Source organism: Sorangium sp. So ce693 (assembly GCF_051521375.1).
Lineage (GTDB): Bacteria > Myxococcota_A > Polyangia > Polyangiales > Polyangiaceae > Sorangium > Sorangium atrum.
Window position 1 is genome coordinate 9633379 of the sequence record NZ_CP150347.1, and the last position, 21830, is coordinate 9655208.

Here is a 21830-nt window from a genome sequence, read left to right on the forward strand (position 1 = left end):
AAACGAACGCGCCCGACGTGCTGTCAGCCCAACAGGAAGGCGGTAAAGCGAGGACACGTTTGCAAGTGCAAGGATCTTCCCGCATCCCTGCAAATATCTTTGGGCAGCGAACAGCACCACAATGCGCCCGACGGCCAATCGCCCCCGTCCTTCTTGTTCAATTTGCCCGCTGAAAAGGGCTGCAAGTGAGGGAATTTCTCAGTCTCGCCACAGCTCATCGCGTATGCGTCCCGATCCATCCGCTCGCTCGACGGGTGCCGAGCCATAACGCCGTGGCTCCAAGGACATCGTCTCACCCGATAGCGCGGTCGAGCAAAGAGCCGCAGCGCTCTCTGAAGCTCAGTATCCTGGCTCGCCGCCTCCGGATCGGTACGCCCCAGGCGGGACCCCGACCTCCCGGCGAAACGCGACGTTGAAGGCCGCCTCGTCCTGATAACCCACGGACGACGCCACCTCGGCGAGCGCGAGCCCGGGGCGCTCTCGCAGCGTCTCCTTCGCCAGCTCCATGCGCCAGCGCGTCAGGTGGCGGAGGGGGCCCTCTCCCACGTGCTCGCGGAAGGCGAGGGCGAAGCCCGAGCGGCTCATGCCGGCCTCCCGCGCGAGCGAGGCCACGGTCCACGCGCGGGCCGGGCCCTGGTAGAGCGCGTCCAGGGCGCGGGCGACGCGCTCGTCCGCGAGCGCCGCGCGAAAGGACCCAGGCGGCGCGGGGCGCTCGAGCTCCGCGCGGATGGCCTGCAGGAGGAGCAGTTCCGCGAAGCGAGCGGCCATGACCGGCGCGCCCGGCCGCCGGCCGCGCACCTCGTCGCGGATGCCGTCCAGGAGCCGGCCGAGGCCGGGCACCGGCTCACCCTCCCCGCCGTCGAGGAGGACCACGGAGGGCAGCGCGCGGAGCAGCAGCGAACGCCCGGCGCCTGTGACGTGCATGGCAGCGCAGAGCACCACCGTCCTCGCGCCGTCGCCGCCCAGCCGGCGCCGCACCGTCTGCACGCCCGGCCGAGGAGGCGAGAGCCAGCGCTCCTCGTCGACGACGGCTGCCCCCGGCCGGTGCCTCAGGCAATGCGGGACGCCGTGGGGCAAGAGCAGCAGATCGCCCTGGCCGACGCGGATCTCTCGGCCGCCGAGCTCCAGCCACATCTCGCCTTCGAGGAGGTGGTGGAGCAGCACGATCTCCCGGGGGCCGATACGGGCCCCCCACGGCGCGCCGAGCTCGACGCGGCCGAAGAGGCTGGTCTCGATGCGCACGTGGCGGAGCAGCGCTGTCAGGACATCGGGCATTGGACGATCACAAAAGAGCGCTGGACCCTATCACATGGAGGGTCCCCCGGTCCGTCGCCATGGTTCAGCCACCGATTCACGAGGAGGCAACCATGGACGTTTTCATCACCGGCGCGAGCGGCTTCATCGGATCTGCGGTCGCCCGCGCCCTGGTCGCGCGCGGGCACCGGGTGCGCGGGCTCGCGCGCAGCGACGCGTCGGCAGCGAAGGTGCGGGCCACCGGCGCGGAGCCGATCCTGGGGAATCTGTCGCAGGTCGACGTGCTCGCGCGCGCGGCGGCGGCCGGCGACGGGGTGGTGCACACCGCGGCGACGACAGGAGAGGATCGCCCGACCACGGACGAGGCGGCGGTCACGGCGATGCTCTCGGCCATGAGCGGCGGCGTCTTCATCACGACGACCGGAGCGCCCCGCGCGCGCTCCTCGCGGGTGCCCGTGCCGGAGGACGAGAGCGTCAACCCCGGCGGAGCGCTCGAGTGGCTCGTTGCGGCCGAGTCGCGCGTGCTCGGCGCGGCGGGCGTCCGCGGCCTGGTCGTGCGGCCGCCCATCGTCTATGGCGACGGCGGAGGTCCGGTGGCGGGCCTGGTGCACGGCGCGCGCGCCGCGGGGGTGGCGCGTTGTATCGACGATGGCGAGAACCGCTGGTCCACCGTCCACGTGCGGGATCTGGCGGTGGCCTACGCGATGCTGCTGGAGTCGGACGCAAGGGGCGTATTCCACGCCGCCGAGGCGTCGCCCGAGCCGATGGCGGCGCTCTTCGCGGCCATAGGCGACGCCGCCGGGGTCCCCGTGGGCTCGTGGAGCCTCGCGGAAGCCCTCGCAGCGCACGGCCCCATCGCCGGCTTCCTGGCCATGGACGCCGCCCTCGACGCGACGAGGCTGCGCGGCCTGGGCTGGTCGCCGGAGGTCGGAGAGGCGCTCGGAGGCGTCTGCGGCGCCCTGCGCGACCCGGCGCAGGGGTATCGGACACCCCGAGCCGCGCCGCAGGTGCCGTGATGGCGACATGAGGAGAGACCCGCCCTGAAGCATCCTCTCGATTCTTTCGGAAAATTCACAGGGAAACGGGGAGACGAGGAGTTGATATCCCATGAATCTCCCCGCCTCCCCATCTCCCTGTTCAATTTCTCTTTGTCAGGTGTGCTCCCAAAGCCGCACATCCATCCCCGCCTCACGGCGGAGCGCCGTCGCGCGCGGCGCTCGCCGCGGGCGCCTCCCCTGCTCGCTTGCTGTCGAGGGCGAGCAGACAGAGATAAGAAAAGGCACAAACAACGACGCTCCCAAACACGAGCATCGGCAGCGAGTAGGCCAGCCTCTCCAGGCCCACCCCCTCGATCAGCTTTCCGGTGAGGGCCGGGAGGACCATGCCGCCGAGGCTGTCGCCGACCAGCACGAGCCCGGTCACGAACGCCGTCATGGGCACGATCTGCCCCGCGAGCGTGAAGCCGCTGGGCCAGAGCGGCGCCATGAAGAGCCCGAGCCCGAGCGCGACACCCCACAAGAGCGCGCTCGTGGGCGGCAGGAGCAGCATCATCGCGGACAGCACCAGACAGCCGCCCAGCCCCACGGGGATGACCTGCCGTGGCGTGAAGCGGATCGCCACCGGGATCGAGAGCAGCCTCCCGATCGTGAACGAGAGCCAGAATCCCGAGGTGAGGTACGCGGCCCCGGTCGCCGAGACGACGCCCAGCGTGAGGGAATAGGTGTAGATCCAGCTCCCGAACGAGATCTCCCCGCCGACGTAGGCGAACAGGTACAGCACCGCGACGAGCACCGGGAGGAGGTGCAGCGAGCGACCCGCGCCCTTCGCCGCGGCGTCCTTCCCGTCCTTTTCCCGGGGTTCGGGGCAGTGTCGCATCGAGAGCACGCCCAGGGCGACGAGGGCCGAGAAGGCGGCCACGGCCCAGTACGCCGCGTGGTAACCGCCCCAGGCGCCCGGGACGCGCGCGACGAGGAGCGGCGACACGAACGCGCCCAGCCCGAAGCAGAAGTGAAGCCCGTTCATGTACGGACTGACCTTCTCCCCGTGCGTCCAGAGGAGCAGCGCGTTCGCGCCCGTGTTGACAAACCCCTCCGCGAGACCCCGGCAGAACGCCAGGACCACGAGCAGCCATAACCACGGGACGGCCGGGATGATAGCGAGGCACGCTGCAGCGATCAGGTGCGCTCCCCCGAGCAGGGTGTGCCCGTGCACGCGATCGAACAGCTTGCCTCCCCAGAGCGTACCGAGCGTGTAACCAACCCCCCCGCCGAGGAACAGCGAGCCCATGTCCCCTACGCTCGATCCCGTCTGCCGCGCCAGGTCCGGCAGGGTCGGCCCGGTGATCGCCGTGATGAGGCCCAGACAGATGAAGAGCCCGTAGTAGCCGGCCGTCTGGCGCAGCGCCCGGTCGCTCCACCGGCTCGAGACCGGACGCTCCTCCACGGCTGCAGTGCTCATCGCTTCACTCCTTTTGCCCCATGCAGGGGATCGTGTGCCGGCCCGGGCGCGGCCGGGCATCCGGGGGGATCGTCGGCGCGCGAGGCGCTGGCCGCGCGCTCGCGCTCGTGCTCGATGCGCCACGACTCGAAGGCCAGCGCCTGGAGCGCGGAGAGGACGAGCACGGAGACGTCGGTGTTGACGTAGAGCCAGATGAACCCGAGCCCCAGGCCGCGCACGAGCAGGGCCACCGCCGCCCCGACGGCGACGTTGCCGCCCCAGAACAGGAGGCACACGCCCACGCAGCGGATCGCGCGCCGGAGCGCGGGCGGGAGGAGGCCGGCCCGCATCCCCCGGCGGCGCCCCGCCGCATAGACCACGCAGGACGTGGCGGCGACGACGCCAAGGATGTAGAGCGCGTCCGACACCGCTACACCTCCCCGCGGAGCCGCGAGAGAGCGCGCGCCGCGAGCTCCTGGAGCAGCCGGCCGATCGCCGAGAGGCGCTCCCCCGGGATGCTCGACGCCGGCGACCCCTCCGGGACGGGCGCGGCGAGGACCTCGAAGCCCGCGCGCTCGAAGAGCCGGCGCGCGCGCACGATGCGGTGCGCGCCGGTGACGAGCAGGATCCTCCTTGCGCCCCTGGGCAGCAGGAGCTCCGCGCTGCGCTGGGCCTCCACCGCGGTCGTCAGCCCGCGCGGCTCCGTGAGCAGGGCCGACGGGGGGACGCCGAGGCCCTGCGCGAGGCGAGCGCGCGACTCGGCCTCGCTGGCCGGCCCGTTGCGGCTGCCGAGCATCAGAACGAGCGGCGCTCGCCCCCCGCGGTACAGCGCGACGCCCTCGACGGCGCGCCGGAGGGAATCCTCGGGGAGCCGCCCGTCCGGATCGACGTCCGCGCCGAGGACGACAACGGCGTCGGCCTGCCCGGCGTCGGGCGGCGACGCCATCCAGCGATCGAGCGGCGCGGCCGCCGGGGTGAACGCGGCGACGGCGAACGCCATGAGCCCGATCACGCCGGCCGCGGTGCTCAGGCGGTCCCACGCTCCTTCCATGCGCATGGCGTCGGATCCCTGGAGCCGCCCCTACGTCGCGCCCAGGAGGGCGGGCATCGAGGAGCGCGCGAGCAGCCGCCGCGCCTCCAGCTCCTCCGCGACGCCGTGGATGGCGGCCTCGACGCGCTCGAGCGTCTCCTCGCTCATCCGGCCGTGCAGGGGCAGGCAAACCTGGCCCGCGCAGAGCCGGTCCGTGTTCGGGAGGGCGACGCCCGCGGGGAAGCAGTCCAGCGCATGCAGGGGCGGGTAGAAGTACCGGCGCGCCTCGACGCCGCGCCGCGCGAAGGCCGCGATGGCGTCGTCGATCGGGGCGTCGATCAACCCGACCCCGAGGTTCTGCCCGTTGGGGGTCACGCCCGGCGGGATGCGCTGGGCGCGGTACACCTGCGGGTGCCGGGACAGGGCCGCGCGCAGCCGGTCGAGGTACGTCCGCCTGCGGGCCAGCGCCTCCGGGAGCCGGCGGAGCGACGCGAGCGCCAGGGCGGCGCGCAGCTCGTCCAGCTTGGCGTTCATCCCCGGGACCGACGCCGAGAGCGGCTGCGCGAGCCCGTGGTTGCGCAGCCGGCGCATCGACGCGCTGACCTCCCGGTCCGGGGAGACGACGACGCCGCCCTCCGCGGCCACGAGGACCTTGGTGGCGTGCAACGAGTAGGTCGTCGCGGTGAGGAGCGCCTCGGCCTCCCGGCTCGCCGTCTCGGTGCCCATGCCGTGCGCGTTGTCGTAGATCACGGCCGCGCCGGCGCCGCGGGCCTCGCGCGCGATGGCGGCCAGATCGGGCGGGACGCCGAACACGTTGACCGGGAGGACCAGCGTCGCGCCGTGCTCCGCGAGCAGGCGGCGCAGGTGCCCCGGATCCAGCGTCCAGGTCTCCGGGTCGACGTCGCAGAACACCGGCTCGAAGCCCGCGTGCACCGCGGCGTTGAGCGTCGCGATGAAGGTGAAGGCCGGGAGGATCGCCTTGCCCCGCCGCACCGCCGCGGCCTCGATGGCGAGGCTGATCGCGACGGCGCCGTTCGAGACGGCCACGGCCTCCTCGACGCCGAGGAACGCCGCGATCGCCCGCTCGAAGCCCTCCGCGAGCGGGCCGCCGTTGCTCAGCCGCCCCGAGCGCAGGACGTCGGCGATCTGCGCCGCGATCGCGTCCGGCTCGTCCACCTGCGGCAAGACCATGGGGATGAAGGGTCGCTGGTCGCTCATGCTTGTCTCTCCGGACGAAGGCGCTGGTGTACGACGCGGCCGATGAACTCCGGGATGCCGAGCAGGTACCGCCGCCAGAGCCGCCGCGGCTCGACCGCCAGGCGGTAGAGCCACTGGACGTGGTTCCGGCGCACCCACTCGGGCGGGTACGCGACGGCGCCCGCCACCTGATCCAGCAGCCCCCCCATACACCAGGTGGCGCGCACCTGGAGCGCCCCGAGGTGCTGGCTCACCCAGAGCTCCTGCTTGGGCGGGCCGAGGCCGACGATGAGCAACGCGGCGCCCGAGCCGTTGATCTCCCGGACCACCGCCGCCTCTTCCTCGGGGGCGAAGTACCCGTGGTGAACGCCGGCGATCCGGAGCCCCGGGCGCTCCGCGGCCAGGCGGCGCGCGACCTCGTCGGCGATCCCGGGCGCGCCGCCGAGCAGGAAGACCGACGCCCCGCGCTCGGCGCAGAGGTCCGCGATCCGGCCCAGCTCGACCGGGCCCACGTTGATCCGCTCCGGGCACGGCCCGCCCAGCAGCCGCGCCGCCCAGACCACCCCGATGCCGTCGGCGTACACGACGTCGGCCCGGGATACCGAGGCGCGGTACGGCGACTCGCGCGCCGCCAGCGTGGCGCAGTACGCGTTGACGTAGGTGTAGTAGTCGGGCCTTTCGCGCTCGGCCTGCAACGCCTCGTCCAGGCGGCGCAGCAGCTGCTCGAAGGAGAGCCGCGTGACGGGGACGCCGAGGACGTCGACCCGGGGCGCGCTCGAGGGCGCAGCGACGGTCATGCCTCGCCCCTGGCCGGCGCCACCTTGCCCTGCGCGCTGATGAACGCGCGAGGATCGGTGACCGGCTCGCGATCGAGGACGGGCCGCGCCTCGTCGGTGCCGAACATCGCGACGTAGTCGCCGTGGAACCCGTCGCAGATGTCGCGGAGCGCGCACCGCTGGCACCCCGCCCCCTTCTGGTAGCCGTTGTGCTCGACGCGGTTCAGCGCGTCGTGGCGGTAGGCCTCATCGCGATCCCCGCGGCGGCGGAGGAGCCTGTAGGACAGCCCTTCCAGCTTCCTCATCACGGGGCCGAGCCGCGGGTTCGTGTCGGCGCGGAGCATCCGGCCCCGGAGGTCGATCGCGTCCGCCAGGCGGAGGAGCGGCTGCCGGAGCCGGCCGAGGCGCGGCCGCGCGCCGAGCGGAACGGGCGGCGACACCGCGCCGGCCCGCATCCGCTGCGGGCCCTTGTTGGTCCAGGTCCAGCTCGCGAAATCCCACTCGTGCGGGTCGTACGAGAGCTGCTGGTAGTTGTACACAGACGACCAGTGGCGCTCGGGGACGATGCAGTGGGGCAGGTACCGGACGTTCGCCTCCACGCCGGCCTGCGCGAGCACGTCCAGGGCCTCGTCGAGCGGGCCCCGCAGGTCGCCATAACGAGGCACGTTCTCCGCGGTGCGGGCGCCCTCCTTGCGCTGATCCGCGAAGGGGTTGAAGGCGAGGAAGTTGACGGCGCGCGCCCCCAGCTCCACCGACAGCTTCGCGATCGCCGGCAGCTGCGGCACCGCGAGCTTGGACATCACGCAGTTCACGCGGAACGGCACGTCGAGCGCGATGAGGTGGTTCAGCGCGCGCATCTGGCGCACGTGCGCGCCGCTCACGCCCACGGCCGCGTCGTGCGCCTTCCCGAGCCCCTGGACGCTGACGAGGAAGTCGGCGACGCCGGAGTCCTTGAACTGCTGCGCCTTGTCGCGCTTGTCGAGCACCAGCGCGTTCGTGATGAGCGTCGGCGCGAGGCCGATCCCGGCGCAGTACCGGATCAGCGCGTGGATGTCGCGCCAGATGGTCGGCTCGCCGCCCTGGATGTCGATCGCGTCGTTCCCGTAGAACTCGACGAGGGTCCGACAGATCTCCTGCGCCTTCTCCAGCGACATGAACGGGTGCTCGGGGTGCTCCTTGTCCTCGATCCGATCGAGGAAGTAGCAGAAGTGGCAGCGCAGGTTGCACGTCTGCCCGAGCCACAGCACGCCGCGGCGCGTGAGCGCTCGGGTCTGGCCGTGGGGCCGCGGCGCGGCGGCCGGGCGCGCGGCCGGCACCGCCAGGGCGAGGGCTCGCTCGAGCAGGATCTCCGGCGGCTCGATGTCCGCCGAGACCAGCGACTCCTTCCGCCTGAGCTGCACCAACGAAACGTTGCCATCCGTGCTTGTCTTCACGTGGTCCTCTCCTGGATTCGATCCTTCACGCACGGCGCGCGGCGCCCTGCCGCTTCACGTGACTGCTGCCGGGAAGTTGAACCGCACCGCGATCGGGGCGATAGGGGAGCGGCATGCGCGCGCGGCGACCTCCGGTGAGGGATCTCCTCGATCCATGACGTCGTCGGCGCTCCGCGAGGACGCCCCGCCGCCGGCGAGGCGAAGCGTCTCGGGCAGCATGGCGCTGAAGACCGCGAGCGATCTCGTCTCGCGCGGCGTCCGCATGCTCCTCGCCGTGGTCGCCGCGCGGCTCCTGGGGCCGGCGGGCTTCGGCGACTACAGCTACGCCTTCGCCGTGGGCTTCCTGCTCGGCGAGCTCGCGGACCTCGGCCTTCACCTGTTCATCGCGCGGGAGGTGGCCCGCGATCCCGGCGCTCCCATCGGCCCGCTCGTGCGCCTCAAGCTCGCCGTGACGCTGGCCGCCGGCGCCGTCGGCCTCGTTGTCGGCCTCCTCGCGGGCGCGGCCTCGCCGCGCCGGACGCTCGTGTGGCTGCTGACGGCCGCGTGGCTCATGGCGTCGTTCGTCGAGATGCTCAACCAGGTGTTCCGCGGGCACCAGCGGATGGAGCGCGAGGTGATGGTGGCGGTCACCATGGCCGTCACGTCCTTCGGCCTGGGGACGGGGGCGCTGCTCTCGGGGCTCGGCGCGCTCGGCCTGGCGTGGAGCCTCGTCGCGGGCCACCTGGTCGCCCTCACGCTGGCCCTGACCCTCGCCGCCCAGCTGCTCGAGCGCCGGCAGTGGTCCAGCGAGGGCGCGGCGCTGCCGCAGGGCTTCCTCCGCGAGGCCGGGCCGCTCGCTGTGGTGATGCTCGCCAGCCCCCTCTACTTCCAGCTCGATCTCCTGATGCTGGGCTGGATGAGCACCCCCCACGCGGTCGGCGACATGAGCGCGGTCCAGCGCATGATCGGCGGCGCCATGATGCTGCCGGGCGTCGTGCGCGCGGCGGTCTTCCCCGCCTTCGTCGCCAGCCGCTCCGCGAGCGCCCGCAGGCGCCTCGCCACGCTCACCTTCGTCGGGCTCATGGCCGCGGGCGCGCTCATGAGCGCCGTCGTGTGGTGGATCGGCGAGCCGCTCGTCCGGATCGTGTTCGGCCCCGACTACGCGAGCGCCGTGCTGCCGCTGCAGCTCCTGACCACGGCGCTCGTGTGGATGGTGCCGGAGCTCGCCATCGGCCCGATGCTGTTCGCCGCGGGCCAGCAGCGCCCGTACGCGGCCCTCTGGACGGCCACCGTGCTCCTCATCGCCGCCGGGGACCTGTGGGCGGTGCCCGCGCACGGCGCCGCCGGCGCGGCCGCGGTGAAGCTCGTGGTCACGCTCGGCCTTGTGGCCGGCGAGGTGATCGTCCTCTTTCGCGTCAGGGACCACCTCGGGGCCTCCTGAGCGGCCGAGGAGCGGGCCTCTCGCGGCGTCGTCGATCGCCCGGCGTGCCACGTCAGTAGCTCCCCACGCCGAAGAGCATGCGCAGCGGCGTGATCGCCATGATCTTCAGGTCGCCCCAGAAGCTGGCGTTGGCCAGGTAGTAGATGTCGAGGATGACGCTCTGGTCGAAGGTCACCTGGTTGCGCGCCACGACCTGCCACAGGCCCGTGATCCCGGGACGGCCGTCGGTGCGGAGGCGGTGCCACGCCTTGAGCGCGTCGTACTCCGCCATCGGATAGGGCCTCGGCCCCACCAGGGCCATGTCGCCTTTGAGGACGTGGAGGAGCTGGGGGATCTCGTCGAGGCACAGCCAGCGCAGGACGCCGCCCAGCCGCGTGATGCGCGGATCCCTCGGGTGCTTGGGGATGACGACCCCATCGTCGCGCACGAAGCCGGGGATCTCGCCGCGGATGACCGAGAGCCGCGCGGCGTCGCTCCTGTCCTCGCCGTCCCGGCGCCGCGTCCGCATCGTCCGGTACTTGAAGAACAGGAACGGCTTCCCGCGCAGCCCTGCGCGCGGGGCGACGTGGAACGCCCCGCCCGGGGACTCGAGGCGGATCAGCAGCGCGATCGTCAGCCACAGCGGCGCGCCCCCGAGCAGCACCGACAGGGCCACGAGCATCTCGACGGCCCGGGTGGCCGCTGCGTCGAGGCCGCCCCGCTCGCCCGAGCCAAACCGGACCACCGGGAGCCCCTCCGCCGTCCGCTCGGACAGGCCGAGGCGCTCCGCGAGCCACTCGAGGTCCCGCGAGGCGATCGCGACGGCCTGCGCCCGCTCGCGCGCCCGGTGCAGCACGTCCCCCACCGCGTCGAGGCCCTCGACGACGACGGGAGCGCCCGGATCCGCCGGAGGAGGCGGCGCGGTTGCACGTTGAGCGAAGGACGTCGTTGCAACGGTCAAGAAAACCTCCTGGTGGTCTCCGGTCCGGCGTCGCGGCGGTCCCCCGCCCTGCCGTCTCGCCTCAGCCCTCTCTCAGCTGCTCCCCGAACGCCCGGCGCGTCCGCCACCGCGCCCACGCCGGAAAGAGCTCTCCCACCACGCTGCGGAGGCGGAGCCGCAGCGGAGCGCCGCCCTGCGCCCGCGGCTCGCGCCAGAGCGCGGCCACGCTCTCGGCGACCCGGTCCACCGGGACGCCGCCGTCGTGCGGCCGGGACACCGAGCCCCGGCGCCGCCGCTCGTCCTCGTGCAGGCCCGTGTCCACCCAGCCGGGGTGCACCTGGGAGACCCGGATCCCCCGGGGCGCGAGCTCGAGCTCGAGCGCGTCGCTGAGGCCACGGACGGCGAACTTCGTGGCGCAGTAGACGCTCTTCATGGGCACGGCGCGGAACGAGACCTCGGAGCCGACGTTGATGATGTGGCCGCCGCCGTCCCCCATCGCCTGCGCCGCGTGCCGGCAGCCGAGGATGACGCCGAGGAGGTTGGTGCGGACGATCGCCTCCACGTCCTCGAGCGCCATCTCGTCGAGGCGCCCGTAGCCCTCCCGGGCGGCGTTGTTGACGACGACGTCGATCCCCCCGAGAAAAGCGCGCGCCGCGCCGAAGAAGGCGCGCTGGGAGGCGTCGTCGCCGACATCCACCACGCCCGTGCCGAGCCGGCGGCCCGCGCCCTCGGGCGCTGCGCTCTGCTGCAATGCGAGGAGCGCCCGCTCGTCCCGCGCCCCGGCGAACACCCGGTGCCCCTCCGCGAGCGCGCGCGCGACGATGGCCCGCCCGATCCCGCGCGAGCCGCCGAGCACGACGATGGCGAGCGTCCGCTCAGGCACGCGCGACCCGCGCCAGCAGATCGCGCCCCAGGCTGCGCGCGAGGAGCTGCTCGCTGCTCACGAGGTGCTGCTGGTTGAGCCACGGCGCCGCGCAGGCAAAGCAGCCGTGATCGCGCAGGTGCTCCCACGCGGCCCGGACGCCGACCTCGAGCACGCTCCTGGCGGGGAAGTCCGCGAGCCGCTGGTTGCACGGGTACATGCGGCCGTCGCCGTCGATGAAGGCGTAGTACCGGCCCGCGCTGCACGGGAGGTACGGGAAGCGCTCTCGCCGCTCCTCCAGGGTGACGCGATCCGCGTCGTGGTGTTGCCACCAGCGCGCCATGTTCTCCCAGACGAGCTCGCGAAAGACCATCGGCGCCCCCCGCCGCTTCTGCTCGAGAAGCGCGTCCGCCAGGGCCTGCCGCTCGCTCGCGTCGAGGGAGTTGTCGCCGTGCACGCGCAGCTGCCGATCGGACTGCGGCGCGTAGCTCATGACGACCTCGAGCCGCGCGCCGAAGCGGCCCGCCAGCTCGAGGAGCCAGGGCACCTGGTCCTTGTTCCGGCGGTTCAGCACCGCCTTCACGATGCGCGGAATGCCGCGCGCCTCGCACGCCTCGAGCGCCGTCATGGCCACGGCGAAGGTCCCCTGACCGCGGTTCAGATCGTTAATCGGCTCCGGACCGTCGACGCTCACGACGATCGAGCTCAGGTTGGCGAGCTCATCTACCCGCTCCTTGACGCGGAATCCGCTGGTGACCATTCCGACCGAGATCCCTCGGCTCACCGCCCGCTCGATGATGCGGCCGATGGATTTGTGCAGCATCGGCTCGCCGCCCGTGAGCGTCAGGACCGCCGTCCCCAGCGCCGCCGCCTCGTCCACGATCGCGCACAGCTGCTCGACCTTGAGCTGCCCGATGTCGTCCTGCCGGTGGTGGTAGTCGCCGTAGCAGTACTCGCAGCTCAGATGACATCGATTGGTAACACACACATCCACCCAGATCGGACGCGCTTCGCGGGCGAGCTTTGCGCGGACGAGCGAACCCAGGTAGCGAGGCGAGCGGTGCACACCCGGCATGATAAGGAACTCGCCTCCAGATGTCATCCGGTCTTTGTAATTACTATTTCCTATGGTAAAGGTCCTTCGACCGATCACGGTGCCACGGCCCCGAGCTTTACAGAACAGCGCGTCAAGGAGGTATTTTTCCGATGAGTGCGAGCAAGCGAATCCTGGTCACGGGTGGGGCTGGTTTCCTCGGGTCGCACCTCTGCGCACGGCTTCTGGCCGACGGGCACCACGTGATCTGCGTCGACAGCATGGTGACGGGGCGTGACGAGAACCTCGGGCCGCTGCTGAAGAACCCGCGGTTCGAGCTGCACCGCTGCGACGTGAGCGAGCCGCTCCGCTTCGAGGTCGAGCAGATCTACAACATGGCCTGCGCGGCGTCGCCCGTGAAGTACCGGGCCGATCCGGTGCACACGCTCAACACGAACGTGTTCGGCGCGATCAACGTCCTCCGCCTGGCGCAGGACCTGGGGGCCCGGGTCCTGCAGGCCTCCACCTCGGAGGTCTATGGCGACGCGCTCGTCCACCCGCAGCACGAGGACTACTGGGGGAACGTCAACCCCATCGGGCCGCGGGCCTGCTACGACGAGAGCAAGCGGGTCGCGGAGACGTACTTCTGGGAGTACCGCCAGACCCGAAACGTCGATACCGTCATCGTGCGCATTTTCAATACCTATGGCCCGAACATGGACCGGAACGACGGCCGGGTCATCGCCAACTTCGTTGTGAAGGCGCTGCGCGGCGAGGCGCTGGAGCTGTACGGCGGAGGCCACCGCACGCGCTCGTTCTGCTTCGTCAGCGACCTGATCGAGGGGCTGGTCCGCGTGATGAACGCCAAGGACCTGACCGGGCCGGTCAACCTCGGGAATCCGGCCGAGACGAGGATGCAGGACCTCGCCGAGCTCATCATCCGCAAGACCGGCGGGCGCGCGAAGCTGACGATGAGCGATGGCCTCATCGACGATCCCCAGCGGCGCAGGCCCGACATCTCCCGGGCGACGGAGCTGCTCGGGTGGCGCCCTGTGGTGGATCTCGACTCGGGCCTCGATCGCACGATCGACTGGTTCCGCCCGCGCGTCTGACGTCCGGCGATGAGCGCGGGGAGCAGGCTCGCGGGATACAAGCTCAGCCGCACGAACGCCGATCACGTCGAGCGAACGTGAAATGAACCGCCAAGGCGCCAAGAACGCCAAGAGCAGAAAATATTCTGGCGTCTTGGCGTCCTTGGCGCGCTTGGCGGTTCGAAATTCTGCTCTTTTCTGGCGGGGTTGAACCGTTTGCCGCTCTGGAGGCGCCCAGCCGGGGCAGGCGCTCAGCCGCCCTTCGACGGGAGGCGGCCGGAGGTGGCCATGACGCGCCCGCCGCGGCCGGCGCTGACGTCCGCCAGGATGCGATCGCGCTGCGCCCGGATCCGCTGTCCGAGCACGCGGTGGATCGCGGCCCTGAGGGCCATTCCCCCGAGCCCGCGCGTGACCGCGCCGGGCCCCGGCGCCGATCTCAGCCGGTCGAGGAGGATCTTCGCCGCCGTCTGCGCCGAGAGCAGGCGGGCGCCGTCGCGGCGGTGGAGCTCCGGGTAGCACGAGCGGAGCTGCTCTCTCGCGGCGGCGTTGCGCGCGAGCGCGCGGACCACGTCGGCCATGCTGTCCACCTCGAAGTGGATGGGCGCCTCGGGGACCACGACCAGCGCATCGCCGGCGACGAGCGCCGTGAGCCACGAGTCCTCGGTCACGAGGTCGACGGGCAGCCGAGGCAGCGTCCCGGCAGGCAGGAGCCCACGCTCGGCCATCACCGCGCCCAGCCGATCGCGATCGATGGCATAGAGGCGACCGGAGATGTAGTCCTGACCGAGGCTGGTCGTCAGCAGGCGGAGGACGGTGCCGAGCGGCGGGGGCGGCGCCCCGCGCGGCTGCTCGAAGGCCGCGGCGACGGCGGCGTGCGGAGAGCGCTCCAGGGCGCGCAGCAGGGCCGAGATGGAGCCCTCGGCCGGGCGCACGTCCGCGTCCGTGAACACGAGGCGACGGTTGCGCGCCCGGGCCACGAGGGCGTTCCATGCGTTGTTCTTTCCGAGCTCGCTCTCGATGACGGCGAGCCGCGGCTCCCGCTCCCGGAACGCCTCGACGACACGCTCGGTGCCGTCCGTGCACCCGTTGAGACAGACGAGGATCTCGTCCACCTCGGGGCCGAGCCGCGACAGCTCGGTGAGGGTCGCCTCGATGGTGCGGACTTCGTTGTACGCAGGCAGGCAGATGCTGGCAGCCATCGACTCCGACGCATACCACCACGCCGGCTCGGGTGTCACGCGGCGCGCGCCGCGCGGGATGGTCGCCCAGGAACTCACGATCGCGACGACGCCGGCAGCGCCGGCGATGTCGACGCGTCCGCACCCATTGCACGAATTTTGGGCTTGGGTAAGCCTCCTGATTATGTTAGCGTAAGAACAACCCCGCGTGACTACAAAGTCCGCCGGAGGTTCGCGCCGTCGCGCTGGTCTCGCGCCTGACGTCATCGTGATCCTTGGGTGTGCCGGTCCAGGTGCGGCGCTGAAGGGAGAGCTTATGCACAGGCTTTTTGCGTTCGTGCTCGCTGGCACGGTGCTCCTGGCAGCCTCGCCGCCGGCGCATGCGAAGCGGCCGATCCTCGCCGAGGGGTCGCCGATGCACGGCACCAATGGGATGAATGTGGGGCCGGATGGTCGGCTGTACGTCGCGAGCTTCCTTGGCAATGAGATCGCCATCGTGAACCGCAACAGCGGAGCCATCGTGGATCGGCTCGACGCGTCGGACGGGATCGATGGCCCGGACGACCTCACGTTCGGCCCGGATGGCTCGCTCTACTGGACCTCGCTCATCCCTGGCAATGTCGTGAGGCACGCGCCGTCGGGCGCGATCACCGAGCAGTTCGTCGCGCCGGGGGTCAACCCCATCACGTTCTCCGATACGGGGCGGCTCTTCGTGGCGCTCGACTTCTTCGGTGACGGGCTCTACGAGGTCGATCCGGAGCTGTCGGCTCCGCCGCGCCACATCGCGAGCAACCTCGGCTTCCTGAACGGCATGGACTGGGGGCCCGACGGCAGGTTGTACGGGCCGATCTGGACGCAAGGCAGGGTGATCAGCATCGATGTGGACTCCTGCACTGGCGCTGTCGACCCAGACGTGGAGTGCGACCTCCAGACGGTCGCCGACGGCTTCTTCATCCCTGCGGCGGCCAAGTTCGACGGGCTCGGCCGGCTCCACGTGGTCGATCAGAACGGCGAGGTGGTGCGGGTCGACATCGAGACGGGCGAGAAGGAGGTCATCGCGGAGCTCACGCCGGGGCTCGACAACCTCGCTTTCGACCCGCAGGGCAATCTCTACGTCTCGAGCGCCAGCGACGGCTTCATCGTCCGTATCAAGCCGAACGGCCAGGAGCGCACGATCATGCCGGGCGGCATGATCATGCCCGGCGGCGTGGCCGTGACGACCGAAGGATGTGGCGAATCGGTCTATGTGGCCGATCTGTCGTCGCTGCGGAAGTTCGACGGGGACACGGGCGCTCCGCTGGGCGTGGAGCGCTCGTTCCTCGGCCAGTCGGATTTTCATGGGCCTGCCACGGTGGCGGCGGACGGCTCGAACCTGATCTTGACCGCGTGGTTCAGCAGCGTGGTCCAGACCTACGACCCGGCGACGGCGACGGTCCTCGAGACGTACAATGACTTCGTCTCGCCGCTCAACGCGGTCCGGTTCCAGGGATATCTCGTGGTGGCCGAGCTCGGCGCGGGGCCGGGCGCGGCGCGCATCGTCCGCCGGACGGGCGGCGGCAGCCTCGTGACGCTCGCGCCGATGACCGTGCCCTCGGGCCTCGCGGTGTCGGGAGGCGACCTCTGGGCCGCCGACTGGGCCACGGGACAGGTCCTCCAGGTGGCGGCAGGGGGCGTGACGCTCTCTCCGCCGCTCGTGGTGGCCGACGGCCTGGATCAGCCGGAGGGGATGGCCGTCGATCTCGACGGCACCCTGCTCGTCGTGGAGGTCGGGAAGCGCCGCCTGCTGCGCGTGGACCCGGCGACCGGGGACACCTGGGTCGTGAAAAAGCACCTCAAGGTGGGGCTCGAAGGGGTCACGGGGACGGTGCCGACCTACGCGTTGAGCGGCGTCGCCGTGGGCCCGTCAGGGACGATCTATGTCTCTGGCGACAAGGACAACGTGCTCTATCGATTCTGACCCAATCGAGACGAGGAGGCGCTGTTCTCGTTCGTCCTCGCCCCCTGAATCCAGACGTGAGCCTCGCGACCTGCTGCTCTGGCCAGGAGCAGCAGGCGACCCATAGAGGATGAGCCCCGTTTCGCGTAAGCTCGCGGGCTGCATGACCGTCCCGACGCTGACACGAAGAGACCTCAACCGGGCCACGCTCGCGCGGCAGATGCTGCTCGCGCGGGAGCAAACCACGGTCGTCCACGGGATCGAGCGGCTGATCGCCCTCCAGGCCCAGCTGGCGCGGCCGCCTTTCATCGGGCTCTGGTCGCGGCTGGCGGCGTTCCGGCGCGAGCAGCTCGTCCAGCTCGTCGTGCGCCGCGAGGTCGTCCGGGCGCCGTTCCTGCGCGGCACGCTGCACCTCGTGAGCGCAAGGGACTACCTGGATCTGCACCCGATCATCGCGCCGGTGCTCCACGCCGGGATGCGGTCGGTCCTCCGCGAGCGCGCGGACGCCCTCGACATCGCTCGGCTGGTCGCCCTGGCGCGCGCGTACTTCGACGCGGAGCCGCGGACCATGGACGAGCTGCGCGATCACCTGGCCGAGCTCCACGCCGACGGCGACGTGCGCGCCATGGCCCTCGCGGTGCGCATGCACCTGCCCGTCGTCCAGGTGCCCGCCGAGACCCCGTGGGCATATCCGGGAACGGCGGACTTCGCCCCGGCGGCGTCCTGGCTCGGCAAACCGCTCCGCGACGGCGGCGCCCCGCAGGCGCTCGTGCTCCGTTACCTCGCGTCGTTCGGCCCGGCGACAGCGACCGACGTGCAAACGTGGTCCGGCCTGACCCGCGTCAAGGAGGTGCTCCACGCCTTGCGAGAGCAGCTCTGCGTGTTCCGCGACGAGCGAGGCCGGGAGCTCTTCGACCTGCCCGACGCGCCGCGGCCGCCCGCGGACACCGCCGCGCCGGCCCGGTTTCTCCCCGATTACGACAACCTCCTTCTCGCGCACGACGACCGCACGCGGGTCATCGCGGACGAGCATCGCCCGCGGATCGTCATGTCCGCCAACCTGCGGATCCTGCCGACGTTCCTCGTGGACGGGTTCGTGGCCGGCACATGGACGATCGAGCGGAAGAAGGCCACGGCCGCGCTCGTGCTCGATCCGTTCGAGGCCCTTGGCAAGGCGGCGCGCGAGCAGCTCGCCGAGGAAGGGGAGGCGCTCCTCCGATTCATGGAGGAGGACGCCGGCGCGTTCGAGGTGCGCTTCGGGAAGAATGGATCCACGAAGGCGCCTGCGGCGCCGGCGAAGGCGAAGAGCGGCGGAGCCGCCAACGCGCCTGCTGCGGGGGTAAAGGCGAAGAGCGGCGGAGCCGCCAACGCGCCTGCTGCGGGGGTAAAGGCGAAGAGCGGCGGAGCCGCCAAGGCGCCTGCGGCGCGGGCTAAAGGCGGGGGTGCAGCGAAGGCGCCTGCGGCGCGGGCGAAGGCGAAGAGCGGCGGAGCCGCCAAGGCGCCTGCGGCGCGGGCGAAGGCCACGAGATGAGGCCGCCAGCTGCCCCCCTCATTTTAGTGGCATTGTGGCGAGAGAATCAGAAAGCAGGGAGACGGACTACCGAGGACGAGCGCGGCTGGAGCGGCCGCCGACCCGCGACCGCGAGAGTCGACGCTGAAGCGCGGCTCCGGCGACGGCGAGATAGAAGGCCATGGTTCCGCTACCTGACGCCGCTGGCCCCATGGTGCAGCCGTGGTCCCTCGGCGATCCCTCTCCGGGGCCGGTCGATGAGCTCGATGACCCCGTGGTTTCATCGGGTCCGGCCCCCGCAGCGCTGCTCGATACGGTAGCTGTCCCTGGGCCGCCGGAGCCTCCTGCACCGTTCCCGCCGCCTCCGCCGGCCGTGCCCGTCGAGGTTCCGCCCGCCGAGCCAACGGACGAGCTCATTTCGTCGCCGCCGGCGCCGCCCACGCCACCAGCGCCGCCCACGGCGCTGTCGCCGCCGCCAGAGCCGCCAGCGCCACCCGCGTCGCCAGCGCCACCCGCGTCGCCAGCGCCACCAGCACCGCCCATACCGCCAGCGCTACCCGCGTCGCCAACGCCACCAGCGGTGCCAGCACCGCCCACACCGCCGGCGCCACCCGCGTCGCCAACGCCGCCAGCGGTGCCAGCACCGCCGACACCGCCAGCGCCACCCGCATCGCCAGCACCGCCCACACCGCCAGCGCCGCCCGCACCGCCGTCTCCGCCACCAGCGGCGCCAATGCCACCAGCTGCGCCGACGCCACCAGCATCACCAGCGCCGCCCACGCCACCAGCAGCGCCCACGCCGCCGCTTCCGGCGCCAGCGCCGCCCGCACCGCCGTCTCCGCCGTCTCCGCCGCCAGCGCCGCTGTCTCCACCCGGGCCGCAGCCATTGTCCCCGGCGCTCCGCGGATGGGGATCGTACAGCTCCGCATCCTTCTTCCCGTCCACGACGAGGACCTGGTCGCCCGGAAGCAGCGCGGTCACATGAGCGAGGTGGGACATCACGGTGGATGGGGCGGGTGTCCAGGAGTTCGTCGAAGGACGATAGATCTGCGCGACCGTCCCGCCGATGGCGAGCACCTCGCCCGTCGACAACAGCAGGGCCGAGTTGTTCACGCCCGACCCAATCAACATCGGCCCCGTGGGAGTCCAGACGTTCGTCGCCGGGTCGTAGACCTCCGCCGTCGTGTCGACGACGAGCACGCGGCCGTCCAGGAGCCGCGTCGCCGCAGGGTGGCTCCGAGGCGTCCCCATGGGTGCCGCCAGCGACCAGGTATGGGTCGCTGGATCGTAGATCTCGGCGCTGGCGAGCGCTACCGCGGTCGAGGGGCCCGTGCTGTCTTCGAGTCCGTTGCGCCCGCCGACGACCAGCACCCTGCCGTCTTGCAGCAGCGTCGCCGCGTGCTCCGCGCGCCCGACGTTCATCCGCGCCACAGGGACCCAGGTGTCGTCGGCCGGCCGGTACAGCGCGGCCGATCGGATCCTGTCGATGGTGTACGGGTCGAGGGGGTCAAAAAACATCTCACCTCCCGCGATGAGCACCTCGCCGCTCCCGAGCAAGGTCGCCGTGTGCTTGGATCGCCACACGCTGTCCGGCGCGGTCAGCGTCCAGACATTCGCCGCCGGATCGTAGATCTCGTTGTTCAACTCCAGCGCTGGAGAGTCGTTCGGGATACCGCCGCTGATGAGCACCCTGCCGTCGGCGAGGCGTGTCAGATCGGGAGAAGACCGCGCGAAGTTCAAGGGAGCCGCCGTGGAGAGCGTCATGCTCGAGGGGTCGTAAAGCTCGTTGACCGCAATCGGGCCGATGCCGCCCGCGATCAGGATCTTTCCGTCCGGGAGCTCCACTGCCTTTGCGAAGTTCCGCGGCTTGTTCACTGGTCCGATCGGCGTGCCTGCGGGGGCGGCCGAGGGATCATAGATCTCGGCCCCCGGATGGCGCAGGCCGCCGACGAAAAGGACCTTGCCATCCGGAAGCAGGGTCGCCGTACCTGCGCGGCGGGCCCCGTCGTTCACGGGACCTGACGAGAACGTTCGCGTGCTCGGATCGTAGACCTCGACCGGATAGGCAATGTGGAGGTTCGATCCCATGCCCGAGACGACGACCCGCCCATCGCACAGGCGCGTCGCCGTGTGCCTGTCGCGCGGCACGCTCAGCGGGCCCGCGGGCGTCCATGCGTTGGTGTCAGGATCGTAGACCTCGGTCGCGACCCCCCAGCTGGACACCACAAGCACGTCCCCGTCCTCCAGCAAGGTCGCCGTATGCCCGGATCTGGCTTGAAGCATGCTCGGCCCCGGGGTCCACGCGCCGGTGGTGGGGTCGTAGATCTCGACGCTGGAGGAGGTGTTGCTCGTCGCGGTCCTGCCTCCCGCGACCAGCACGCGGCCGTCCAGCAGACGCGTCGCCGTGTGGTCGTTGCGCGCGATGGCCATCGCGGGCGTCGGCGACCAGCCGCCCGTCGCGGGATCGTAGATCTCGGCGGTGGCCGCCGCGAGGCCCCCGGCGACGAGCACCCGCCCGTCGTCGAGCACCGTCGCGGTGTGCCCCCCCCGCGCCGAGGTCATGGGTGCGGCGAAGGTCCACGTGTCGGTCGTTGGATCATAGAGTTCCGCCGTGCCGACACCCGTGCCGAGCGACCCGCCGCCACCCGTGACAAGCACCCTGCCGTCAGCGAGCAGGGTCGCCTGGTGAGCCCCCCGCGGCTCGTTCATCGGAGCAGCAGGCACCCAGGCGTCGAGCACGGGATCGTAGATGGCCGCGGTGGCGACCGGGAACAGGGTGTAGTCAGTATCCTGCTTGTACCCGCCCGCGATGAGCACCCTGCCGTCCGCGAGCGAGGTCGCCGCATGCGCCTCGCGGAGCGTCGCCTCGGGTGCGGCCGTGACGGTCCACGCCGGGTCAACGAGGAGCGGCATGCCTGTCTCCTCGACCCAGAGCGAGATCACATCGCCTTGCACGTCCAGCCGGGTCGCGATGCGCCCGAGCGGCGAAGCATAGGCTTCGGGAGCCGACACGATGATCCTCGCCTCCCCTGCCGCGCCGAGGACCTCCACGTTCGCGCCGCGGCGCTGGAGGCGCGCCCCTTCGACCTGCCACGAGGCGAGCGGTTCTCCGGCCGGCGCCCCCTCGGGGAACCAGAGCCATTCTTCCACGCCGTGTCGCTGCGCAGTCCAGAGCGCAAAACCACCCGCGCGAGGGTACGCGAGGGCGGCGCCGGCCTTCTGGCCTTCACCGCGCACTCCGACCTCGCGCACGTCGATGCCTAGCCCGTCCGGCAGGCCGAACCGCACGGCGCCGCTCCCGTCCGAGGGGAACGCGAGCGAGAGGCCACCTCGCGACGGGCTCGGCGCGAGCGCGAAGCCCCCCGCGGCGGGCCGGAGCGCGTCGCCGCCGCGGAGCACGGCCCGGGCGCGCTCCTCGAACTGCGCCTCCAGCGCCTCGACGTCGAGCGCTTCACCCGCAGGCGCCGCACATCCGAGCCCGCACGGCAGGCCGATGAGCAAGAGCAGCACCCCCCATCGCGCAAAACACCATGCAGCAAGACGCCACGCATGGCCATGAATCGCCTTTGTGCCCATATCCTTCCTTTCCCTGGTGCTCGCGCTCGTACCGGCCGGCCAGATCACCGGGCCCTCCCCTCCGGGGCAGCTCATCGAGCGAGACGTCGGCATGAGCCGTGCGACCTCCCCGAAGCGAGACGCCAGGCGACCTCCTGGCTGCCGACGCTCGCTCGGTCTCCGCTTGGATGCGGCCAGCG

At 71.6% G+C, this 21830-nt stretch carries 17 protein-coding genes; 5 read left to right on the forward strand and 12 right to left on the reverse strand.

Going from position 1 to position 21830, the window contains the following annotated elements:
• Positions 1 to 339: 339 nt before the first annotated feature.
• Positions 340 to 1275, reverse strand: a complete 936-nt coding sequence (locus WMF14_RS35980; protein WP_437793552.1) for an AraC family transcriptional regulator — start codon at positions 1273 to 1275, stop codon at positions 340 to 342.
• Positions 1276 to 1367: 92 nt separating this feature from the next.
• Here WMF14_RS35980 and WMF14_RS35985 point away from each other — a divergent pair, with 92 nt between their 5' ends.
• Complete coding sequence (locus WMF14_RS35985; RefSeq protein ID WP_437793553.1) at positions 1368 to 2270, forward strand: NAD-dependent epimerase/dehydratase family protein; 903 nt, start codon at positions 1368 to 1370, stop codon at positions 2268 to 2270.
• A 172-nt stretch (positions 2271 to 2442) separates the two neighbouring features.
• Here WMF14_RS35985 and WMF14_RS35990 read toward each other — a convergent pair whose 3' ends face one another.
• Genes WMF14_RS35990 through WMF14_RS36015 form a run of 6 tightly spaced genes read right to left on the reverse strand, consistent with a single transcriptional unit; the run spans position 2443 to position 8126 of the window.
• Positions 2443 to 3711: an MFS transporter gene (locus WMF14_RS35990; protein WP_437793555.1), complete on the reverse strand. Its 1269-nt coding sequence runs from the start codon at positions 3709 to 3711 to the stop codon at positions 2443 to 2445.
• The gene (locus tag WMF14_RS35995) at positions 3708 to 4118 is read right to left on the reverse strand and encodes a hypothetical protein (protein WP_437793558.1); all 411 of its coding nucleotides are present in this window, start codon (positions 4116 to 4118) and stop codon (positions 3708 to 3710) included. Before WMF14_RS35995 ends, WMF14_RS35990 begins: the two co-directional genes overlap by 4 nt.
• Positions 4119 to 4120: 2 nt before the next feature.
• Complete coding sequence (locus tag WMF14_RS36000) at positions 4121 to 4747, reverse strand: YdcF family protein (protein ID WP_272095636.1); 627 nt, start codon at positions 4745 to 4747, stop codon at positions 4121 to 4123.
• A gap of 24 nt (positions 4748 to 4771) precedes the next feature.
• Positions 4772 to 5938, reverse strand: coding sequence for a DegT/DnrJ/EryC1/StrS family aminotransferase (locus WMF14_RS36005; protein WP_437793561.1), 1167 nt, complete (start codon positions 5936 to 5938; stop codon positions 4772 to 4774).
• Entirely contained in the window at positions 5935 to 6714 is a 780-nt protein-coding gene (locus WMF14_RS36010; protein ID WP_437793563.1) for a WecB/TagA/CpsF family glycosyltransferase, read from the reverse strand. The genes WMF14_RS36005 and WMF14_RS36010 overlap by 4 nt, the downstream gene beginning before the upstream one ends.
• The gene (locus WMF14_RS36015; protein ID WP_437793566.1) at positions 6711 to 8126 is read right to left on the reverse strand and encodes a radical SAM protein; all 1416 of its coding nucleotides are present in this window, start codon (positions 8124 to 8126) and stop codon (positions 6711 to 6713) included. The genes WMF14_RS36010 and WMF14_RS36015 overlap by 4 nt, the downstream gene beginning before the upstream one ends.
• A gap of 154 nt (positions 8127 to 8280) precedes the next feature.
• Between WMF14_RS36015 and WMF14_RS36020 the strand changes: the two genes are divergently transcribed.
• The gene (locus WMF14_RS36020) at positions 8281 to 9546 is read left to right on the forward strand and encodes an oligosaccharide flippase family protein (RefSeq protein WP_437793569.1); all 1266 of its coding nucleotides are present in this window, start codon (positions 8281 to 8283) and stop codon (positions 9544 to 9546) included.
• 52 nt (positions 9547 to 9598) lie between these two features.
• Here WMF14_RS36020 and WMF14_RS36025 read toward each other — a convergent pair whose 3' ends face one another.
• From WMF14_RS36025 to WMF14_RS36035, 3 genes are all read right to left on the reverse strand, one after another.
• The gene (locus WMF14_RS36025; RefSeq protein ID WP_437793571.1) at positions 9599 to 10486 is read right to left on the reverse strand and encodes a sugar transferase; all 888 of its coding nucleotides are present in this window, start codon (positions 10484 to 10486) and stop codon (positions 9599 to 9601) included.
• A gap of 61 nt (positions 10487 to 10547) precedes the next feature.
• Complete coding sequence (locus WMF14_RS36030) at positions 10548 to 11348, reverse strand: SDR family NAD(P)-dependent oxidoreductase (protein WP_437793573.1); 801 nt, start codon at positions 11346 to 11348, stop codon at positions 10548 to 10550.
• Complete coding sequence (locus WMF14_RS36035; protein WP_437793575.1) at positions 11341 to 12429, reverse strand: radical SAM protein; 1089 nt, start codon at positions 12427 to 12429, stop codon at positions 11341 to 11343. The genes WMF14_RS36030 and WMF14_RS36035 overlap by 8 nt, the downstream gene beginning before the upstream one ends.
• A gap of 104 nt (positions 12430 to 12533) precedes the next feature.
• Here WMF14_RS36035 and WMF14_RS36040 point away from each other — a divergent pair, with 104 nt between their 5' ends.
• The gene (locus WMF14_RS36040; protein WP_272095644.1) at positions 12534 to 13472 is read left to right on the forward strand and encodes a UDP-glucuronic acid decarboxylase family protein; all 939 of its coding nucleotides are present in this window, start codon (positions 12534 to 12536) and stop codon (positions 13470 to 13472) included.
• A gap of 230 nt (positions 13473 to 13702) precedes the next feature.
• On the opposite strand, the gene WMF14_RS36045 is transcribed toward WMF14_RS36040, so the two are convergent.
• Positions 13703 to 14650: a glycosyltransferase family 2 protein gene (locus tag WMF14_RS36045; protein WP_437793577.1), complete on the reverse strand. Its 948-nt coding sequence runs from the start codon at positions 14648 to 14650 to the stop codon at positions 13703 to 13705.
• A 295-nt stretch (positions 14651 to 14945) separates the two neighbouring features.
• Here WMF14_RS36045 and WMF14_RS36050 point away from each other — a divergent pair, with 295 nt between their 5' ends.
• Together WMF14_RS36050 and WMF14_RS36055 are read left to right on the forward strand one after the other, a co-directional pair.
• Positions 14946 to 16586 (forward strand): hypothetical protein, encoded by a 1641-nt coding sequence (locus WMF14_RS36050; RefSeq protein WP_437793579.1) that lies wholly within the window; start codon positions 14946 to 14948, stop codon positions 16584 to 16586.
• Between the two features lie 142 nt (positions 16587 to 16728).
• Complete coding sequence (locus WMF14_RS36055; RefSeq protein ID WP_437793581.1) at positions 16729 to 18096, forward strand: winged helix DNA-binding domain-containing protein; 1368 nt, start codon at positions 16729 to 16731, stop codon at positions 18094 to 18096.
• A 66-nt stretch (positions 18097 to 18162) separates the two neighbouring features.
• Here the strand turns inward: WMF14_RS36055 and WMF14_RS36060 are convergent, their stop codons facing one another.
• A complete protein-coding gene (locus WMF14_RS36060; RefSeq protein WP_437793583.1) occupies positions 18163 to 21585 on the reverse strand; it encodes a Kelch repeat-containing protein in 3423 nt (1140 codons plus the stop codon).
• Positions 21586 to 21830 lie beyond the last annotated feature (245 nt).

Bases quoted from the DNA above. Each gene is read 5' to 3' on its own strand.
- WMF14_RS36040 (WP_272095644.1), top strand. From the start codon at position 12,534: ATGAGTGCGAGCAAGCGAATCCTGGTCACGGGTGGGGCTGGTTTCCTC.
- WMF14_RS36050 (WP_437793579.1), top strand. From the start codon at position 14,946: ATGCACAGGCTTTTTGCGTTCGTGCTCGCTGGCACGGTGCTCCTGGCA.
- WMF14_RS36055 (WP_437793581.1), top strand. From the start codon at position 16,729: ATGACCGTCCCGACGCTGACACGAAGAGACCTCAACCGGGCCACGCTC.
- WMF14_RS36035 (WP_437793575.1), bottom strand. From the start codon at position 12,429: ATGACATCTGGAGGCGAGTTCCTTATCATGCCGGGTGTGCACCGCTCG.
- WMF14_RS36000 (WP_272095636.1), bottom strand. From the start codon at position 4,747: ATGCGCATGGAAGGAGCGTGGGACCGCCTGAGCACCGCGGCCGGCGTG.
- WMF14_RS36005 (WP_437793561.1), bottom strand. From the start codon at position 5,938: ATGAGCGACCAGCGACCCTTCATCCCCATGGTCTTGCCGCAGGTGGAC.
- WMF14_RS36045 (WP_437793577.1), bottom strand. From the start codon at position 14,650: ATGGCTGCCAGCATCTGCCTGCCTGCGTACAACGAAGTCCGCACCATC.
- WMF14_RS35980 (WP_437793552.1), bottom strand. From the start codon at position 1,275: ATGCCCGATGTCCTGACAGCGCTGCTCCGCCACGTGCGCATCGAGACC.
- WMF14_RS35985 (WP_437793553.1), top strand. From the start codon at position 1,368: ATGGACGTTTTCATCACCGGCGCGAGCGGCTTCATCGGATCTGCGGTC.
- WMF14_RS36020 (WP_437793569.1), top strand. From the start codon at position 8,281: ATGACGTCGTCGGCGCTCCGCGAGGACGCCCCGCCGCCGGCGAGGCGA.
- WMF14_RS35990 (WP_437793555.1), bottom strand. From the start codon at position 3,711: ATGAGCACTGCAGCCGTGGAGGAGCGTCCGGTCTCGAGCCGGTGGAGC.
- WMF14_RS36010 (WP_437793563.1), bottom strand. From the start codon at position 6,714: ATGACCGTCGCTGCGCCCTCGAGCGCGCCCCGGGTCGACGTCCTCGGC.